Genomic DNA, 16,947 nt, shown 5'->3' with positions numbered 1-16,947 from the left:
ACCGTTCTTCCTTCATCATGTAATTTTTGCAAAATCGCCATTACCTCAGCTCCGGCTTTTGAATCGAGATTTCCTGTGGGCTCATCAGCTAAAATGATTGAGGGATCATTTACCAACGCGCGAGCAATTGCAACCCTTTGTTGTTGCCCGCCAGAAAGCTGCGTTGGTCTATGGTAAAGCCGGTCACCGAGCCCAACCGCCTCCAACACTTCTTTGGCCTTCTTTGTTCTCTCCTTTAAGCCGATACCGGAATAAACCATGGGAAGCTCAACATTTGCTATCGCCGTTGCCCTGGGAAGCAAATTGAAAGACTGAAACACGAAGCCAATCTTCTTGTTTCTAAGCACGGCGAGCTCGTTTTCGTTTAAATTAATCGTATCCTGACCTTCAATTTTAACATTCCCGGAGGTTGGCTTATCGAGGCAGCCGATTAAATGCATGAGTGTGGACTTTCCAGAGCCCGACGGACCCATTATGGATACAGATTCGCCCGCTTTTATGGAAAATGAAACACCCCTAAGCGCGGGAACCTCAATGTCTTCTATCTTATAGATTTTCTTTAAATCCTTCGTCTTTATCAACATAAGATTAATCAACTGCCTTTACCTTCGAAATCTTGCAAATAGTCCGCGCTTATTCATCTCCACCCATCTTTACCTTATCGCCGTCTTTTAATTTAGCGATTTCCGAGATGATAACCTGGTCACCGATTCTTGCACCTCTTTTTATCTCAACACGCGTTTCATCGGAAAGACCGACTTCGACTTCCCGCTCCTCGACGATGTTATCCTTTAAGATAAAAACAACGTCTTTATCTTCCTTTTCCAAGACCGCCTCTATCGGCACCGTGACAACATTGTTCTTTGTGGTCTCTGTGACATCGGCGCTGCCGTTCATACCGATTTTTAAATCAAGAGATGACTGCTCAAGCTCGATTTCAATGGGAAAAACTGTAGCCCCTGTTGTCGTAACCGAAGATACGGAACCAATCTTTACAACTTTTCCTTTGATGAGCTTACTTGGATATGCGTCAATTACAACCTCGGCCTCTTGCCCTACTTTTATCCTTCCGACATCGGTTTCATCCACATTTGCAACAAAATTCATCTTGCTCAAATCCGCTATGGTAAAAAGAACTTGTCCTTGTTGAACAGCGCTTCCGATGGTAAACCCCCCACCTTGGCCCACCATTCCCGAAGTCGATGTCGAATAGATAAGAATTCCATCGATTGGAGCCATTATTTTCACATTCGCAAGGTTCTTTTTGGCAATCTCGTAAGCCATCTCAGCTTGCTCAACCTGAGCTTTGGCCGCATCTAACTCCTCGTCAGAGGTTTGTGGAATCGAATCCAGTTTTTCCAAATTTGCTTCGGCAGAAAGGTAGGCGGCATAAGCTTGCTTCTCCGCAAAGCTTAATTGCTCCTCATCCAACTCGAGAATCACATCATCCTTCTATACTTTGGAACCGTCCTTAAGGGGAAGTGCCTTAATTATGCCGCTTACATCCGCCGTCACTTCTTCTTGATTTCTCGCTTCAAGCTCTCCCGATGCGGAAACAACAATGGAGATGGTGCTTTTCGTTGCTTTTGCCGTCTTTACTTCAGCCGCCCCATTTCTAAAGAAGAAAAATCCGGCCAATGCAATTAAAATTAAAGCAATCAAAACGGAAATAATCACCCAAGTCTTTTTCTTCATCTTAATCCTCCCTGTGATCTCTTAAACCAGCCATGATGGCAGGTAATATTCTTTGAAAAATTGCAAATAAATCCTCAAAATCTTCCTCATTAATTTTTTCAAGCAAAGACACAAGTCTTTCTCGCCGTTTCTCCTGCACCTTTACAATGACACTCTTCCCTTTATCAGTTAGATAAACGCGGACAACTCTTCTGTCTTTTTCATCCCGCTGGCGTTTAAGATAGCCGTCGCGAACGAGTCGGTCGACTATGCCCGTTGCCGTTCCGAAGTTTAAAGAGAGCAGCTCCGCAAGCTCGCTCATCTTACGGCTACCCTTTGCATCAACTATCATCATGACAAAAAACTGAGGCATGGTTAATCCCGCCTCAGTGGCCAAGATTTTTTCCTTTCCCCTGAAACCGTGAAAAATATTCGTTAAAAAAGTATCCAGTTTTTTCGCATAAATTTCAGCTCTTTTTCTATCCATTTTCCCTCATTTATTTGAATTGCAAATATTTTATATTCCAAAGTATATTTCTTTAAAGAAGTACTGTCAAGAGAAACGAGAACGTGGTGGCATGATAAAAAAATTGCTTATAGTAAAACAAGGATAATGGGTACAGGGGTAAGGGTAAAGTTGAAATGAAGAATGAAAAATGACCTGCTTGCCAGTAGGTAGACACAGTAAGCACGAAAATTAAGAATGTTTAAAAGCTTTTTATTTTTTAATTTTTCTATGTCGCTTTTATTTTTTATTTCTTAGTTTTTAATTCACGCTGGCAGCTGGAGGCTGGTAGCTGAGAGCTAGATGACCGTGCACCCGCCTTCGACATTAAGCTACAAGTGAAATCTCGACAGTTAACTCCAGTTAGGTGAACCTGCGGCACCCGGTAGTTCTTGCTTACCGCTGCTTCCTTCCGGACCTGACGGGGTTCACAAGCTACCGTCGCACAGGACCCAACCTTCAACGTCACTTATCAAAATTTCATTCTTATAGCCAATGCCTCCGGAGGGAATTCAGTCCCGCTATAGCGGATTGCGGGTACAAGGCACCGCTAACTCCCCACTTAGCACGGTCAAAGAAATTATAACATCTTTTGTTTTTATAATTAAGTCGAATGGCAGTGTGTATTTGAAAATATCCGAACCGATTTCGCCCAAATTTGTAACGTGTCTGGGCGGAATTAGACAATTTCAGGTTTTTCTTTGGTAGCAAATTCTTTTGTGATAATTTTTCTATCTATTTCAACCTTTAATTACTATCCTGTAACTCAATAAAAACCGGCTGGTCGGCGTTTAATTTTATCCCTGCCGCATCCATAAGCCATTCTTGCCCCTTCATATCTGCCACTCTTACTTGACCCGAAATTTCATTTGGCAATGTTCCTGACCATAAAACATAGATAGTTTTACTACCGACAGTAAATTTATATTGACCACCGGCAATTTTTTCTACTTTAGAAAAACCGCTAATCTTACTATCAATCATTTTTAAAGCAGTGAGAAAAAGCCGCGGTTGATCGTCGGTATTAAATGCCATTGAAGAACCGACCATATTATTGTCCGGACCAATCAAATCAATAAAGACCAAATCAGCGCCATTGGCGAAAGCAAGAATGGAATATTTAAAATACAAGGTGGCTTGGTCGTTTTCACTTAAATTGCGCAGGGCCTGTTCTTTGTTTGGCTGGATATTTTGACCAATGGCTTGTCCTTGAATAGGTTGCCCGGAAGGCTGTTCCTGATTTTCACTCGGCGTACTTCCGCCGATAGGCGGCTGCCCTTGAGCGGGTTGACCAAATGGTTGAGAAGATGGCGAGCCCGAATAAATGCCGAATTCAGTTATGTATAGAGGTTTCCTACCACCATTCTTATCCATTAGATTATTAAACGCCATTAGGTTTTTCTCAAAGATGTCCGGATCCAACTTAACATCTGGGCTTCGTTCAATATTGTAGTGAACATTAAAATAATCAAGGTATTGGCCGCCACCAAGAGCAAAAAATTTCGTCCAATAAGCTTTAAACGAATCCGACTCACGCATACCAACAATAGGCATAGCGCCGCCATTAGTTACTTTGGCTTTTGGATCTGCTTTCTTTATCGTTTCCGATGTAATTTTAACCAAATCAAAATACCCCTCTGGATTATTTTGATAACCATCGCCCGGATTTTCAGGCTCATTACCGATTTCCCAAACGGCAACCTTATCTTTATAACGCTCAACCATTTTCGTTAAAAAGTTTTGATATTCAGCAATATCTTTGGGTGGGCTGGCTTTATAGTCGTAATAAGCAAAATCTAACGCTTCTTTTTCCAGCCGAGTATTTTTTTGGTCCCAACCGGCAAAAGGTTGGATAACGGCGGAAATTTTAACGCCAGCATTTGAAGCCGCTTGGACGTAAAGATCAGTCAATTCCCAATCAAATTGTCCTTTTTGGGGCTCAATTATATTCCATGTGAAATAACCGACAATTTCTCGGTCAAGAGAAAAACCCGTCGCTTTCATGAGTTTTGTGTGGTCTTGAATAAGTTTTTTTAAGTTGCTTAGAAAATTCTGATATGCCAAATCATCTTTTCTGAATTCAGTCCAACCTTTTTGACTGATGGCATCAAGTATACCAGGCGTGCTCATTGCCGCATCGTTTATACCGTAAGCAACCATCGTTCCGAATAACGATGATGTAACGCTTTGTTGTAGCGATTGCTTTGGTGGTATTGGGGACTGAAGAGAGGAGGGTTTTTGAAAAACAAAATAGGCGCCAATGCCACCAATAATAACTAATATTAAAATAATTATAAAAATAGTTAGTTTATTAGTTAGTTTATTCATAATTGGCCTTACTTATTTTATTTAATTGATTCTTCAATTGAAACACCCAACGCCTTGGCGATTTTCGCCACAATTTGAACACTTGGCTCATTAACTTTATACCACTTTCGACCTTTGTTAATCAATAAAAATTCAGAAAAACCCGCTTCTGGCCTTCAGTTTCGCGGAACAAAGACAAAAAATTAGATTTAGGGAAAAATTTGCTGACGCAGGACTAAGAAGAATTAGGGCATTTTTGCTTAGCAAAAATGGCGGAGGGGGAGGGATTTGAACCCTCGTGACGGCTATAAACCGCCAACGCGATTTCCAGTCGCGCGCACTAGGCCGAACTATGCGACCCCTCCAAAAATTTACAAAATTGTAAAATGAAAATTGTAAATATTAAATTTTCCAATCTGCAATCTTCCTGCCTGCCGGCAGGCACGTCAATTTCCAATTCGACATTCGCAGAATGTCGCTCAGCGACCTCTCCGGAATAGTTGTTAGTTTATAGTTTAAGAAACTAAAAAATAAAAGATTTTAGGCCTATCTGTCAACTCTTAGTTATATCTTACCACGTGATTGGCACTTCATCTTATGTGGCTTGCCACCTCTCGACTCTGAGCTCAAGGTCGAAGGGTGAGCGACTCTGCTCTAAAGCGAAGCAAGTCGAATGGCGGTGTGCGTTCGAAAAAATTCGAACTGATTTCGCCCAAAATTTGTACTGCTCTGGCGGAGAAGCGACCCTTTCAGATTGGACGATTTTAAGTTTTTTATCCAATCTTTAATAAGGTGATTTAGTATTTTTTATAAATTACTTCCAAAAATCATAAGCAACACTCGTATTTTTCCCTTGGAAAGTAATGATGCCAAAGGGTTTTAGAGAAAGAATAGTGATAACGGTTCTTTGCCCCGACCCAATCAGTATTTTACCATTGGCAAAAACCGCGCCTTCAATTTTAATATTTTCGCCAATAGACAAAGGAATTTCCGACTTGTCACCAAAGATTTTTTCTATTTCCGCCTCGTCCTGCAGATTATTTTTCATCTGAAAATTATAAATCCAAAGATTTTGTTGTCGGTCAAATTTTAATTCAGGCGAAGGCGGCATTTCAATGTTGCCATAGTTGCCAGACCGATTAAAACTGCCGTACCCCGGTTCAACCACTATTTTTGAAATAAAGGGTGAAAGCCCAAAATAAGCAGCGGCCAGCAAGAACAGAATTATTGGCAAGATGTTGCGCCAGGCAGTCAGGCTGATTTTTTTGAACCGGCTGGTCAAATCACTGCTCAGTAAAAACAAAGCCAGGGTACAAAAAATAAGGGGCGCGGGGCCAAAAAGATAAATGCCGAGATCTAACAGGGGAGACAGGCGCGTTACTTTAAGATTGGCGTAAACTCCCCAGCCAATTGGTGTTATGGGCACAAAATAAATCAATAAAGCCAGCACAACCCAGAAAATTTCCCAGCCCAAACGGTATTGCCGGCTTTTCAAACAATAAATCGCAAAAGTTAAAAAGATGATTATTGTCGGCAAGGTGATAATATTTAGGAGAAAAGGGATCGTGGCAATCAAGAGGATAAAACCAAATGATCTGCGGATAATGGTTTCGGTCACTGAAGCAAGGCGTTGTCCGGTTTCTATTTCCGACCGTATTTTCGATACTCTAAACGGGTTAATGAACCAAGAAATAAATAAGTAAAGAAGACATAAACCAAAAACGATCAAACAGCCCAAACCAATAAATTGTCCGGCACAGCGCCAAAACGGTGCAACTGCAAGGCTTTGATTACAAAGAGTAACAAAATCAATTATAACTATCAAAACCGAAATAGAAATTGCTATTAAAGCTATTTTTTTCATATTTCCTCCTTAAAAATTAAAAATGCAAATCCGGGAAGCCTGCTTTTGGCCAGCCCTGCAAAAGCAGGGCAAAGATAAAAAATTCCAATTCGCGCTTAAAATCGGCTGGCGAGCCCTCGAAGAGGGCGAGCCAACAAAGACATTTTCCAATTGGCGGAGAGGGAGGGATTCGAACCCTCGTCCCACCGTAAGGCGGGAAACGGTTTTCGAGACCGCCGCACTCGGCCAGACTATGCGACCTCTCCAGAAATCTATCAAATTGTAAAATGAAAATTGTAAATTTATTTCTTTTTCTTGGCTGTAATAATTGACTTTGCGATAATATTGCTTAGTTGCTTTGTTTCCTCGATGATTTGAGTTAAATTTTGCTCCTTTAAAATTGCCGATTTTTGAATCAACCTTAACCAATATAGTGATTCACGAATTTCCTTCAAAACAATTTGAAGCTTATGTATAAAATCAGCCCTACTTTGAGCGCCACCTGCCTCTTCATAATTAGCTCCAACGGAGGTACCGCAACGCAACAACTGATTTGCGATTTGCCTTCCTGCCGAAGTCTTTCTCAATTTCATGGTAAGTTTTACAATTTCAACACCATAGTCTAGCAATCGTTCTGAAAGTTCATTTGCTTTTTCTTCCACTTTAAATTTTCCAATCTTCAACCTTCAGTTTTCAATTCGACATTCGCAGAATGTCGTTCAGCGACCTCTCCAAGAGTTATTTTAACGTCTTTTCTTAAAAAAGTCTTGCAAGAGCTTGCGGCACTCTTCTTCGCAAACTCCAGAGGTCACAGTAGTTTGATGGTTTAGTCGCGCGTCATTTGTGATGTTGTAAAGAGTGCCTGCGGCGCCGGTTTTTATATCAGGTGCTCCATAAATTAGCTTGTCCACGCGCGCCTGAAAAATGGCTCCCGCGCACATTGGGCAAGGTTCCTTGGTAACAAAGAGCTTGCAACCCGAAAGCCGCCAGCTTCCTAAATGATTTGCCGCTTGCTGAATGGCTAAAATCTCAGCGTGAGCCGTAGGGTCTTGCCATCTCTCACACTTATTGCGCGCTTTCGCAATAATATCTTCCCCAAAAACAACAATGGCGCCTACTGGCACCTCATCTTCGGAAGCTGCTTTTTCCGCTTCCTCTATGGCTATTTTCATATATTCTTCATCTGTCATATTTTTACCTAATTAAATTTTGCCAACACTAAAAAACTCGCGAATTTCCCTAACGCTTCCGCATTCGATAAATCTGTTTTTTTGCTCCCGACTCCTCACTACTAACTACCGACTATTTGCTTTGCAAATTTATTGGTGCGCCTGGCAGGAGTCGAACCTGCAACCTTTGGATCCGTAGTCCAACACTCTGTCCAATTGAGCTACAGGCGCATTTAGTCAGGAATCTATTAGTTGGGAGTTAGTAATTTTAAACCTAAAACTCCTTTATTCTCTAAAAATTATCACTTCCCACTATCGACTAATAACTTTGCCCTTCGACAAAACTCGATGCAAACAGACCACTTCTCCTTACTTTTAGTGGCTTGCCACAAGCAAGCGAAGCGAGTGGCGGAGAGGGAGGGATTCGAACCCTCGAGGGAGCTTATAACCCCCAAGCCGCTTAGCAGGCGGCCGCACTAGACCAACTATGCGACCTCTCCAAAAATCAGTTAATAGTTTATAGTCTACAGCTCATAGTTGCAAATCTTTAAAAACTACTTTTCTCGCTACTAACTTACAGGTTTGCCCTTCGACTCTCTTTGTTCGCTCAGGGCATTTTTGCTTCGTAAAAATGGCGGAGGGGGAGGGATTTGAACCCCCGAGTGAGTCACCCCACTAACGGTTTTCAAGACCGCCGCTTTCGGCCGCTCAGCCACCCCTCCAGAAATTTACAAAATTGTAAAATGAAAATTGTAAATATTAAATTGTAAATTTATTTCCTTTTCTTAGCTGTAATAATCGACTTTGCGATAATATTGCTTAATTGCTTTGTTTCCTCAACGATTTGAATTAAATTTTGCTCCTTTAAAATTGCCGATTTCTTAATCAACCTTAACCAATATAGTGATTCACGAATTTCTTTCAAAACAATTTGAAGCTTATGTATGAAATCAGCCCTGCTTTGAGCACCACATGCCTCTTCATAATTGGCTCCAACAGATGTGCCACAACGTAATAGTTGATTCGCGATTTGCCTTCCTGCCGAAGTCTTTCTCAATTTCATGGTAAGTTTTACAATTTCAACACCATAGTCTAGCAATCGTTCTGAAAGTTCATTTGCTTTTTCTTCCATTTTAAATTTTCCAATCTTCAATCTTCTTGTCGCTTCGCTACATTATAAATGCAAATTTAAAAGCTTTTTATAACCTCAAATTTTAAGTTTCCAATCTTCAATTTCCAATTCAACATTTGTAGAATGTTGTTAAGCCACCCCTCCAGAAATCTATCAAATTGTAAAATGAAAATTGTAAATATTAAAACTTTAAAATCTCCGACCGCCGATTCCCGAATTTTTCTATCCTACTGTCCGATAGGTCCTTAACCTGTACATCAGATCTTCAATCCGTTACCCATTACCCTTAACTATTAGTCAGTAGTTTAAAAATCCAAAGATAAACGATTCATACCTTTTTATCAACCGTCAACCACTAACTGATTTTACAATTCTATTGTCATTTCGCAAATAAAAATACAATAAACGCCAAAGTAAGTTTATCATAGCCCAATCCGCAGCTCAATCTGCCACACTCCTTTAACCCTTGACGCCTTAAAATTTGTAGTTGAAAATAAGCGAGGAGTTAATTTAGGAGTGAGAAATGGCAAAAGTTAAAGATTATATTGAAGTAACTAAACCACGTTCGGTATTGCTTTTGGTATTTACCGCCCTGGCCGCGGCACTTGTTGCCGTCAAAATTTATTCAACAACAGAGCCATGTGTTCTTGCCATAATAACTCTCGCCCTTATTTTGGGGACAGGTGGAACCAATGCGCTCACTTGCTACATCGATAGAGATATTGACGCCCAAATGTCCCGAACTGAACACCGCCCCATCCCAAGCGGAAGAATTGAGCCCAAAAAGGCACTAATATACAGTTTGATTTTAATTTTTATTGGCACCGTATTGGTCTATTTTCTTCATCCTCTGGCCGCCCTCTTCATGCTTTTGGGTGTAGGTGATTCCGCCTTAGTCTATAACGCCATAACCAAACGTAAAAGTCCCTTAAACATAGTCCTTGGTGCCCCGGCCGGAGGTATGCCTGTGCTTGTTGCTTGGAGCGCAATCGCTGGCAAGGTTGAATTTATTCCGGTTATGATGGCTTTACTGATAATCTTTTGGACACCCATTCATATCTGGAGTTTAGCTATTTATTTCTCTGACGATTACGAGAAAGTGAAGGTGCCGATGCTTCCGGTAGTAACAAGCCATGAAACTACGATAAGGTGGATTGCGCTTTTTGCTCTGGCATTGGTAACTTTTTCGCTTTTTTTAATAACAAGCTTTGGAAGAATTTATTTAATTTCATCAATTGCCGCAGGAATAATTATCGCCATAATGAGTATCCGTCTTATCTTTACCCCCGAAAAGAAAATGAGTTGGCAACTGTTTAAGTTTTCAAGCCCTTATCTCTTTCTAATATTTCTAGCAATGATTTTGGATTGTTGGATTTAGAACTTTATCCATCAACTTTTCATATAGACGCTCACTCGCCAAGGGGCGCTTCGTTGAGATTTATTTCTTTCATCTCTAAAATCCTATCAACTCGAAAACTTCGATGGTCCTTCCGCTTTAAACAATATGCCCAAACCCCAATGAAGCTTTTTTCCTTATATTCCATTTCGCCAACACTTTCCGGTTTAATTGCTCTTTTCGATTTTTCGCCCTTAGCTCTCAAGTAGGTAATTTCTAAAAAAGAATCGTCATCGATAGCTTTCTTAATTAACCCTATTTTTTCATCAATAGACATTCGTTTTTCCGAAAGACCATATTGATATTCGGTAACAAATTTTACCACTCGCCAATCCGTCCAAATATTTGATTTCTTAATCTTTTTTTTCAAGAAAATGCCATCAAAACTTCGACAGCGAGAAAAAGCCACATACAACTGCCCGGGCGTAAATGTGCCTCTCCCAATATCAATTACCACATCATCAAACGTTTTTCCTTGGCTTTTATGGATGGTTATCGCCCAAGCAAGCTTAACGGGATATTGTTTAAATGTGCCAATGGTTTCCGCGTCCACAGCTTGTGCTTCCTTGTTCCAGAAAAAATTATAAATGCTCCATTTAAATGGAGCTAACTCCTCAATACTTCCATCCGGAAGCTTAACCGATAGATAATCGTCCTTTAGCTCATTAACAGTAGCAATTGTTCCATTGACCCAACGACCCGCCGAGTCATTATTGAGAAGCATTACTTGAGCTTTCTTTTTAAGTTTAAGTATTTTCTCGGCCGGAAAATGCTTTTCGTCAAACCTCCCCTTAATCTCAGCCTCAAAAACATGCTGTTTGCCACGAACCCGAGTCAACTTTGCTTTGTTTTGCTCGTCAGCCATCGCGTTAGTTGTAGTCAAACAAATAGCGTCACCCGGTAAATTGTTCTCATCTTCAAAATATCGTTTGTTAATCATCTCAACATCTTTATCGTTAACAGTCTTGTTGCGAATTTTATTTAAGAGTTCTATGAATTTTTTGTCTGTTTGACGATAAATCTTCTCAAGCTCCAAATACTTAACATCTACGCCATTAAAAACTTTCGCATCAAAAAAATGCTCACTTTTGTAGTAACTTCTAAAAGTCTCCCGCTCATGCCCAATCACGACGGGCGGAATTTGATAAAGATCTCCAATAAAAATCATTTGGATGCCTCCAAAAGGCACTCCTGAAATCTTGCCATTGATTCTTAGAAACTGGTCGACGCAATCCAAAAGATCGGCTCTCACCATGGAGACCTCGTCAATTACAATTGCATCAAGCTTTTTGTAAACCACAGACGTTTTCTTTTTTGCTTTTTTTCTAACTTGCTCAACCGTCACACCCGGTTTGAAGCCGAAAAATGAGTGAACGGTCTGGCCGGAAACATTCACGGCCGCTACGCCCGTTGGCGCTAAAACCACAATGTTTTTTTTGGTAGTTGACCGAAAATAATCAAGCAGCGTCGATTTTCCGGTTCCCGCTCGACCGGTGATGAAAATATTCTTATCGGTTTCTTCCATCAGTTTAAGCGCTTGCTTAAAAAGAGAGTTTAATTCAATCATTTAACAAACCTTTCCATCCAGACTTTCTTTGTACTATGACGTTTGTTTGATTTTTCTCTCCTTCATTTTGCCTGCTAAAAAACCGATAAGCACACCGGTTGCCACATAGAAAATTATACGCTTGAGTTAATTTTCTATTTCAATCTAATTGGGTTTGGTAGTTGGCTTGTTGATTGGTTTGCTGGTGACTGAGAGCTGTCGCTACTCTATCTTCTCCACCCCGCCCATATAGGGCCTAAGGACTTCAGGCACAATGACACTTCCATCTTCCTGCTGATAATTTTCCAAGATGGCGGCAAGGGTTCGGCCTATTGCCAGGCCGGAACCGTTTAAAGTATGAACAAATCTTACTTTTTTGTCTTCCGTTCTGTATCGAATATTTGCCCGACGGGCCTGAAAATCTCCAAAATTGCTACACGAAGATATTTCCTTGTATCCCTCATACGACGGCATCCAAACTTCCAGATCATAGGTCTTGGCCGCCGAAAATCCTAAATCTCCGGTGCAAAGTTCAACCACTCGATAATGAAGGCCCAGTTTTTGAAGGACCTCCTCGGCATCGCTCGCCAATTTCTCCAGTTCATCGTAGGATTCTTCGGGTTTTACAAATTTCACCATCTCCACCTTATTGAACTGATGTTGGCGGATAATGCCTCGCGTATCTTTGCCCGCCGCTCCGGCTTCACGACGGAAACAAGGTGTGTAGGCAGTATATTTTATAGGAAGGTCTTTTTCTTTTAATATCTCTTCTCTAAAGATGTTGGTTACCGGAACTTCGGCCGTGGGAATAAGATAAAGGTCATCGTCGGCACATTTATAGAGCTCCGCCCCGAACTTTGGCAACTGACCTGTACTCGTCATACTTTTAGAATTAACTAAAACCGGTGGAAAAATTTCAGTATAATTATGCTCGCCCGTATGCAAATCAAGCATGAAGTTGATAAGCGCCCTCTCAAGTTTTGCGCCAAACCCTTTCAGCAAAGTAAAGCGGGATTCGGCAATCTTTGCCCCACGCTTAAAATCAAGGACATCCAGATTTACCCCTATGTCCCAATGAGCTTGAGGTTCAAACTTAAATTTAGGAGGCTTGCCCCAACTCCTTATGGTTTTATTATTGTTCTCATCAACCCCCATCGGAACGCTCGAATGAGGAATATTTGGAATTTCCAACATAAAATTAGAAAGCTTGCTTTCAACTTCATTAATCTGAACATCTATATCTTTTATTTTCCGGGATAGTTCCCGCATAGAAAGCATTTTTTCTGAAACATCTTTGCTTTCTTTTTTAAGCTTTCCAATTTCTTCAGAGGCTTTGTTGCGAATACTTTTTAGTTGTTCAACTTCAACAAGTAACTCCCTGCGCCGCTTATCCAATAAAACAAACTCATCTATATTAATATCGGAACCTCTGTTTTTCAGAGCTGCTTTAACAACATCTATGTTTTCGCGAACAAATTTTGCGTCCAGCATGTTTCTCCTATTTTTTAGCCGCGGGGTAAGAGCCGAGAACTTTCACAACACGAAATTTGCATTTCAAACATTTTATTGCCGATGACACGACTTCGTCTTCAACGTGCCCTTCCATATCTATCCAAAAACAGTAATTGCCCAGACCTTTTTTGGTTGGCCTCGACTGTATTTTGGTTAAATTTATGTACCTGTAAGCAAATTCCTGCAATATCTGCAAAAGACTCCCGGGCCTGTCCTCATAGATAAAAACAACAATGGATGTCTTGTCTTTGCCGGTCCTTTTAGCCGGCTCTTTGCCCAAAAGCACAAACCTTGTTTTGTTATCTTTAAAGTCTTCAATGTCTTCCTTTAAAACCTTTAACCCATACAATTTTGCGGCAAGCTCTGTGCCAATAGCCGCCGATTGGTGATTGGCTTCTGCAACCTTCCTTACTGCGTCAGCCGTACTATTTGCCGCCAATATTTCTATACCGGGAAGGTTTTTTGCTAAATATTTTCTGCATTGGGCCACAGCCTGTGGATGAGATACAACGGTAGTAATATCTTTAAGCCCCACCCCCGGCTTAACAATTAATCTATGTCTAATTGGAACGATTATCTCACGTTCTATTAATAAATTATTTGCCTCGAAGGTAAGTACATCAAGCGTAGCGTTGACCGAACCTTCAATAGAATTTTCAATTGGAACTATCCCGTTTTTAACTTCACTTTTATCAATGGCTTTGATGACATCATAAACCGTAGCGTAGGGAACAAGATTCTCCTCTTTTACCGCAACCGCGGAGAGTAACGCTTCCTCAGTAAATGTTCCCCTTGGTCCCAAAAAGGCTATTTTCTTGTTTTCAAATTTCTTCATAGTCTCCCCCTAATCTTCTGCCAGGTTTAGACTTGCTCTTGGTCATTGCCCTTGCAATTGCTTCCTTCTCCTCTTGAGAAAGAGCGTAAGGCGAACTTTCTTCTTCCACCGGCTTTGCGTAACATCTACTTTCTTGACGACCATTGATTGTACTGACAACAATCCCGTTTCCATTTTCATTCAAAAAAGCTGCCGCAAAACTAAGTTTTCCCCCCATGTCACCAAAGGCATCAAACCTTACAATCCCCACCCTCTGAATAGCCCCTTGAAGCTGACTCCAAATTTGTTCTTGATGTAATTTGGCTTCTTTAAGCTGAGTTTCAACTTCATCAATATCTTTTACACATTGATTAATCAAACTCGCGAGATCACCTTTCTTCGCGGCCTCGTTTATCGCTCGGTACCTTCGACGAATCATCAAAAGCTGGGTTGATAGAAAGATTAACCAACCAATTAGAACAAATATAATGGTACCTAAAATGACCGGATTCTGAATAATGGCCAACAAAACAACCTCCTCTTAACTTTTGTAAAATTATACACAATAGACATGTCTTTTGCATTCTCTTTTAGCCTGTTATTATTATTCTAAGAAATTTCCCGGGAGCGTTACAATGTCCTACAGATTAAAATACAAGAAACTTTACAAAATAATCTCATCAACAAGCGGCGTGGCCGTCGCTTTTTCGGGAGGCGTTGACAGCCTGTTCGTTCTCAAAACTGCCAAAGAGGCCCTCGGAAAAAATGTGTTAGCCATAACGGGGTGTTTAGACGTAATCCCCAAGGAAAACTTAAAAAGAGCGAAAGAAATTGCAGAATTCCTCAAGGTGAAGCACCTTACCCTCGAAACAGATGAACTAAAAAACGAGAACTTTCTAAAAAACACAGAGAAGAGATGCTATTTTTGCAAACAAAATCTCTACAAAAAACTAAAAGAGGCCGCCAAAAAAGAAGGTTTTTATTGTTTGCTTGACGGAACAAACGCAGATGACGAAAATGAATTTCGACCCGGAAGACTGGTGGCTAAAGAGCTTGGGATAATATCGCCCCTTGTCGAAGTTGGTTTTGGAAAAAAGGAAATTAGAAAACTTTTAAAAGAATCTGATTGGCCGGATTGGGATAAGCCTTCCGAAACCTGCTTAGCAACACGCGTGTTCCAGAATGAGATAATAACTGCCGGCAAACTCCAAAAAATAGATGAGGCCGAGGATTTTTTAAAAAAGCTTGGGTTAAAAACCGTAAGGGTGAGGATTCACGGAGAACACACAGCCCGCATCGAAACAAATGTAGAAGATATTCCGCTTCTTCTCGAGCCCAAAATACGCAATTTGGTTTGGGAAAAGCTTCATAAGATTGGCTTCATTTATACATCCCTCGATTTAAAAGGATATAATCAGAAGAGCACGAATAAGTCGCCTTAAGGAGATAGCTAATGGATTCAGGGATTAAAGACTTAATAGAGAAAGTGAAAAAAGGCGAGGTTGGTGTCGATGAGGCTATGGAAAATTTACGAAATCTCCCATTTGAAGATCTTGGTTTTGCCAAAGTTGACCACCATCGTCCCTTAAGAACAGGGTTTCCGGAAGTAATTTTCTGTAGCGGAAAAACTCCGAACGAGATAAGTAAAATCGTAAAATCTCTCAAAAAAAGCAAGGTTAATATCCTTGCCACAAAAGCCAATGAACAAATATTTAAGACGATAGAAAAGGTAGCCCCCAAAGCTAGATATTATCCCGAGGCAAAAATAGTAGTAATTGAAGAGAAGAAAGCTCCCCAAATTGGACAAATTCTCGTAATCACCGCGGGTACATCAGATATAAGGGTAGCCGAAGAAGCCGCCATAACTGCCGAGATGATGGGAAGCAAGGTAGAACGCTTATATGACGTAGGCGTAGCGGGAATCCATCGCCTTCTTGCCTACAGTGAAAAATTGAGAGCTGCTCGCGTAATCATCGCCGTGGCCGGCATGGAAGGAGCTCTCCCAAGCGTGGTGGGAGGACTTGTTTCGTGTCCGGTTATTGCCGTTCCCACAAACATAGGGTATGGAGCAAGTTTCGGAGGGCTTGCCGCTCTTCTTACAATGATGAACTCTTGCGCTCCGGGCGTAGCTGTCGTAAATATAGATAATGGATTTGGAGCAGGACACATCGCCACATTGATAAATCAATTGGGAGAATAAATGGGCAACAACCAAGAAAATTTTTCGAATAAAACACTAAAAGATTTCGAAAAAAGCTTGTATAAAGAACATAAAAAACTTTTTGACCACACCGATAACCTGCTAAAACTGGCAGATGAGTGGTCCGAGAAAGAGTTCGAGCCCACTTCCGCGTTTGAGAGAATAACCATACTTTTCTTTGCCAAAAGCCGAAAAACTTATTGGGCCACAAGAACGCTGTCCATTAAAGGTTTTGGTGAAGATGCCGGTACTCTTTTAAGAAGCCTCTTAGAAAACCTTATCGATTTATATTGGATGTCCCTTGACCCCCAAGATAGAAGCAAAAGATTTTTAGACTTTGCCTCTTTTATGTACAGGGAAGCATTGAAAAAGCTGGAGAACGATGGACACCAGGACGTACTGGTCCCTCTTGAGATAAAAGAAGAGATTTTAAACAATTACCAAAAAATTGATGAAAGAACTTTAAAGAGTTTTCAGAAGTACAGAAAATGGTCACCTAAAAATCGCCGGGAGATGGCTAAAGAAATTGATAAAGCGCTTGTAGGTGATGAATCCTCTCGTAAAAATGAATTTTTATTTCTTTATGACAAAGCATATTGGCTCTTATCCAACGCGGCCCATCCAAACCCAATCAATTCGGACGATTTTATTGTGCCTGTTAAGGGCAAACTAACTCTGCGCGCTCAACCAAGCAAGGGACACATTGCAACTTGGCTCGCTTTGAGTTTTCATATTTTTCTAAAAATTATTGCAAAATTTAACGAAATTCACGAACTCGGGGAAGAGCAAAAAATCCAAAATCTTAAGAATAAATTCATAAAAGATTTTGGGCATTAAATCTGGCTCGCC

General features: G+C 40.8%; 17 protein-coding genes, 5 tRNA genes and 1 other RNA gene. 4 read left to right on the top strand and 19 right to left on the bottom strand.

The window, feature by feature from the left end:
* The 15 genes from Q7U95_RS08100 to Q7U95_RS08030 form a co-directional block, all read right to left on the bottom strand.
* Positions 1–596, bottom strand: a 596-nt coding sequence (locus Q7U95_RS08100; protein WP_308753473.1) for an ABC transporter ATP-binding protein, incomplete at its 3' end; no start/stop codon positions are given.
* Positions 597–633: 37 nt separating this feature from the next.
* Positions 634–1,443: an efflux RND transporter periplasmic adaptor subunit gene (locus tag Q7U95_RS08095; protein ID WP_308753471.1), complete on the bottom strand. Its 810-nt coding sequence runs from the start codon at positions 1,441–1,443 to the stop codon at positions 634–636.
* Positions 1,444–1,452: 9 nt separating this feature from the next.
* On the bottom strand, positions 1,453–1,695 hold the full coding sequence (locus Q7U95_RS08090) for a hypothetical protein (RefSeq protein WP_308753469.1): 243 nt from the start codon (positions 1,693–1,695) through the stop codon (positions 1,453–1,455).
* A gap of 1 nt (position 1,696) precedes the next feature.
* Positions 1,697–2,161, bottom strand: coding sequence for a MarR family transcriptional regulator (locus Q7U95_RS08085; protein WP_308753467.1), 465 nt, complete (start codon positions 2,159–2,161; stop codon positions 1,697–1,699).
* A 325-nt stretch (positions 2,162–2,486) separates the two neighbouring features.
* An RNA gene (gene ffs, locus Q7U95_RS08080) (signal recognition particle sRNA large type) lies at positions 2,487–2,750 on the bottom strand.
* A gap of 176 nt (positions 2,751–2,926) precedes the next feature.
* Positions 2,927–4,507 (bottom strand): beta-galactosidase, encoded by a 1,581-nt coding sequence (locus tag Q7U95_RS08075; protein ID WP_308753465.1) that lies wholly within the window; start codon positions 4,505–4,507, stop codon positions 2,927–2,929.
* Positions 4,508–4,756: 249 nt separating this feature from the next.
* Positions 4,757–4,851 (bottom strand) — tRNA-Ser (locus Q7U95_RS08070).
* A gap of 449 nt (positions 4,852–5,300) precedes the next feature.
* Positions 5,301–6,350 carry a hypothetical protein gene (locus tag Q7U95_RS08065; RefSeq protein ID WP_308753463.1) on the bottom strand — a complete coding sequence of 350 codons (1,050 nt, stop codon included), beginning with the start codon at positions 6,348–6,350 and terminating at the stop codon, positions 5,301–5,303.
* 151 nt (positions 6,351–6,501) lie between these two features.
* Positions 6,502–6,595, bottom strand: a tRNA-Ser gene (locus tag Q7U95_RS08060).
* Between the two features lie 36 nt (positions 6,596–6,631).
* Positions 6,632–7,012: a four helix bundle protein gene (locus tag Q7U95_RS08055; protein WP_308753461.1), complete on the bottom strand. Its 381-nt coding sequence runs from the start codon at positions 7,010–7,012 to the stop codon at positions 6,632–6,634.
* 60 nt (positions 7,013–7,072) lie between these two features.
* Positions 7,073–7,519 carry a tRNA adenosine(34) deaminase TadA gene (gene tadA, locus Q7U95_RS08050; protein WP_308753459.1) on the bottom strand — a complete coding sequence of 149 codons (447 nt, stop codon included), beginning with the start codon at positions 7,517–7,519 and terminating at the stop codon, positions 7,073–7,075.
* A gap of 133 nt (positions 7,520–7,652) precedes the next feature.
* Positions 7,653–7,729: transfer RNA gene (locus Q7U95_RS08045), tRNA-Arg, on the bottom strand.
* Between the two features lie 175 nt (positions 7,730–7,904).
* Positions 7,905–7,998, bottom strand: a tRNA-Ser gene (locus Q7U95_RS08040).
* Positions 7,999–8,130: 132 nt separating this feature from the next.
* Positions 8,131–8,220, bottom strand: a tRNA-Ser gene (locus Q7U95_RS08035).
* Between the two features lie 50 nt (positions 8,221–8,270).
* Positions 8,271–8,651, bottom strand: coding sequence for a four helix bundle protein (locus tag Q7U95_RS08030; protein WP_308753457.1), 381 nt, complete (start codon positions 8,649–8,651; stop codon positions 8,271–8,273).
* A 502-nt stretch (positions 8,652–9,153) separates the two neighbouring features.
* Between Q7U95_RS08030 and Q7U95_RS08025 the strand changes: the two genes are divergently transcribed.
* Positions 9,154–10,008: a heme o synthase gene (locus Q7U95_RS08025; RefSeq protein WP_308753455.1), complete on the top strand. Its 855-nt coding sequence runs from the start codon at positions 9,154–9,156 to the stop codon at positions 10,006–10,008.
* A gap of 31 nt (positions 10,009–10,039) precedes the next feature.
* Here the strand turns inward: Q7U95_RS08025 and Q7U95_RS08020 are convergent, their stop codons facing one another.
* The 4 genes from Q7U95_RS08020 to Q7U95_RS08005 form a co-directional block, all read right to left on the bottom strand.
* Positions 10,040–11,593: an AAA family ATPase gene (locus tag Q7U95_RS08020; protein WP_308753453.1), complete on the bottom strand. Its 1,554-nt coding sequence runs from the start codon at positions 11,591–11,593 to the stop codon at positions 10,040–10,042.
* 201 nt (positions 11,594–11,794) lie between these two features.
* On the bottom strand, positions 11,795–13,063 hold the full coding sequence (serS, locus tag Q7U95_RS08015) for a serine--tRNA ligase (protein ID WP_308753451.1): 1,269 nt from the start codon (positions 13,061–13,063) through the stop codon (positions 11,795–11,797).
* A gap of 7 nt (positions 13,064–13,070) precedes the next feature.
* A complete protein-coding gene (gene pheA, locus Q7U95_RS08010) occupies positions 13,071–13,919 on the bottom strand; it encodes a prephenate dehydratase (protein WP_308753449.1) in 849 nt (282 codons plus the stop codon).
* Positions 13,906–14,427 (bottom strand): DUF4446 family protein, encoded by a 522-nt coding sequence (locus tag Q7U95_RS08005; protein ID WP_308753447.1) that lies wholly within the window; start codon positions 14,425–14,427, stop codon positions 13,906–13,908. The genes pheA and Q7U95_RS08005 overlap by 14 nt, the downstream gene beginning before the upstream one ends.
* A 106-nt stretch (positions 14,428–14,533) precedes the next feature.
* Between Q7U95_RS08005 and larE the strand changes: the two genes are divergently transcribed.
* From larE to Q7U95_RS07990, 3 genes are read left to right on the top strand one after another with little or no spacing between them, the layout of a single operon-like run.
* Complete coding sequence (gene larE / locus Q7U95_RS08000) at positions 14,534–15,340, top strand: ATP-dependent sacrificial sulfur transferase LarE (protein ID WP_308753444.1); 807 nt, start codon at positions 14,534–14,536, stop codon at positions 15,338–15,340.
* Between the two features lie 11 nt (positions 15,341–15,351).
* A complete protein-coding gene (larB, locus tag Q7U95_RS07995) occupies positions 15,352–16,098 on the top strand; it encodes a nickel pincer cofactor biosynthesis protein LarB (RefSeq protein ID WP_308753441.1) in 747 nt (248 codons plus the stop codon).
* A complete protein-coding gene (locus tag Q7U95_RS07990) occupies positions 16,099–16,935 on the top strand; it encodes a DUF5677 domain-containing protein (RefSeq protein ID WP_308753439.1) in 837 nt (278 codons plus the stop codon). It abuts the gene before it with no gap.
* Positions 16,936–16,947 lie beyond the last annotated feature (12 nt).

Origin of the sequence: Candidatus Oleimmundimicrobium sp. (assembly GCF_030651595.1) — a bacterium.
GTDB lineage: Bacteria > Actinomycetota > Aquicultoria > UBA3085 > Oleimmundimicrobiaceae > JAUSCH01.
This window is presented reverse-complemented; position numbering and strand designations above follow the sequence as displayed.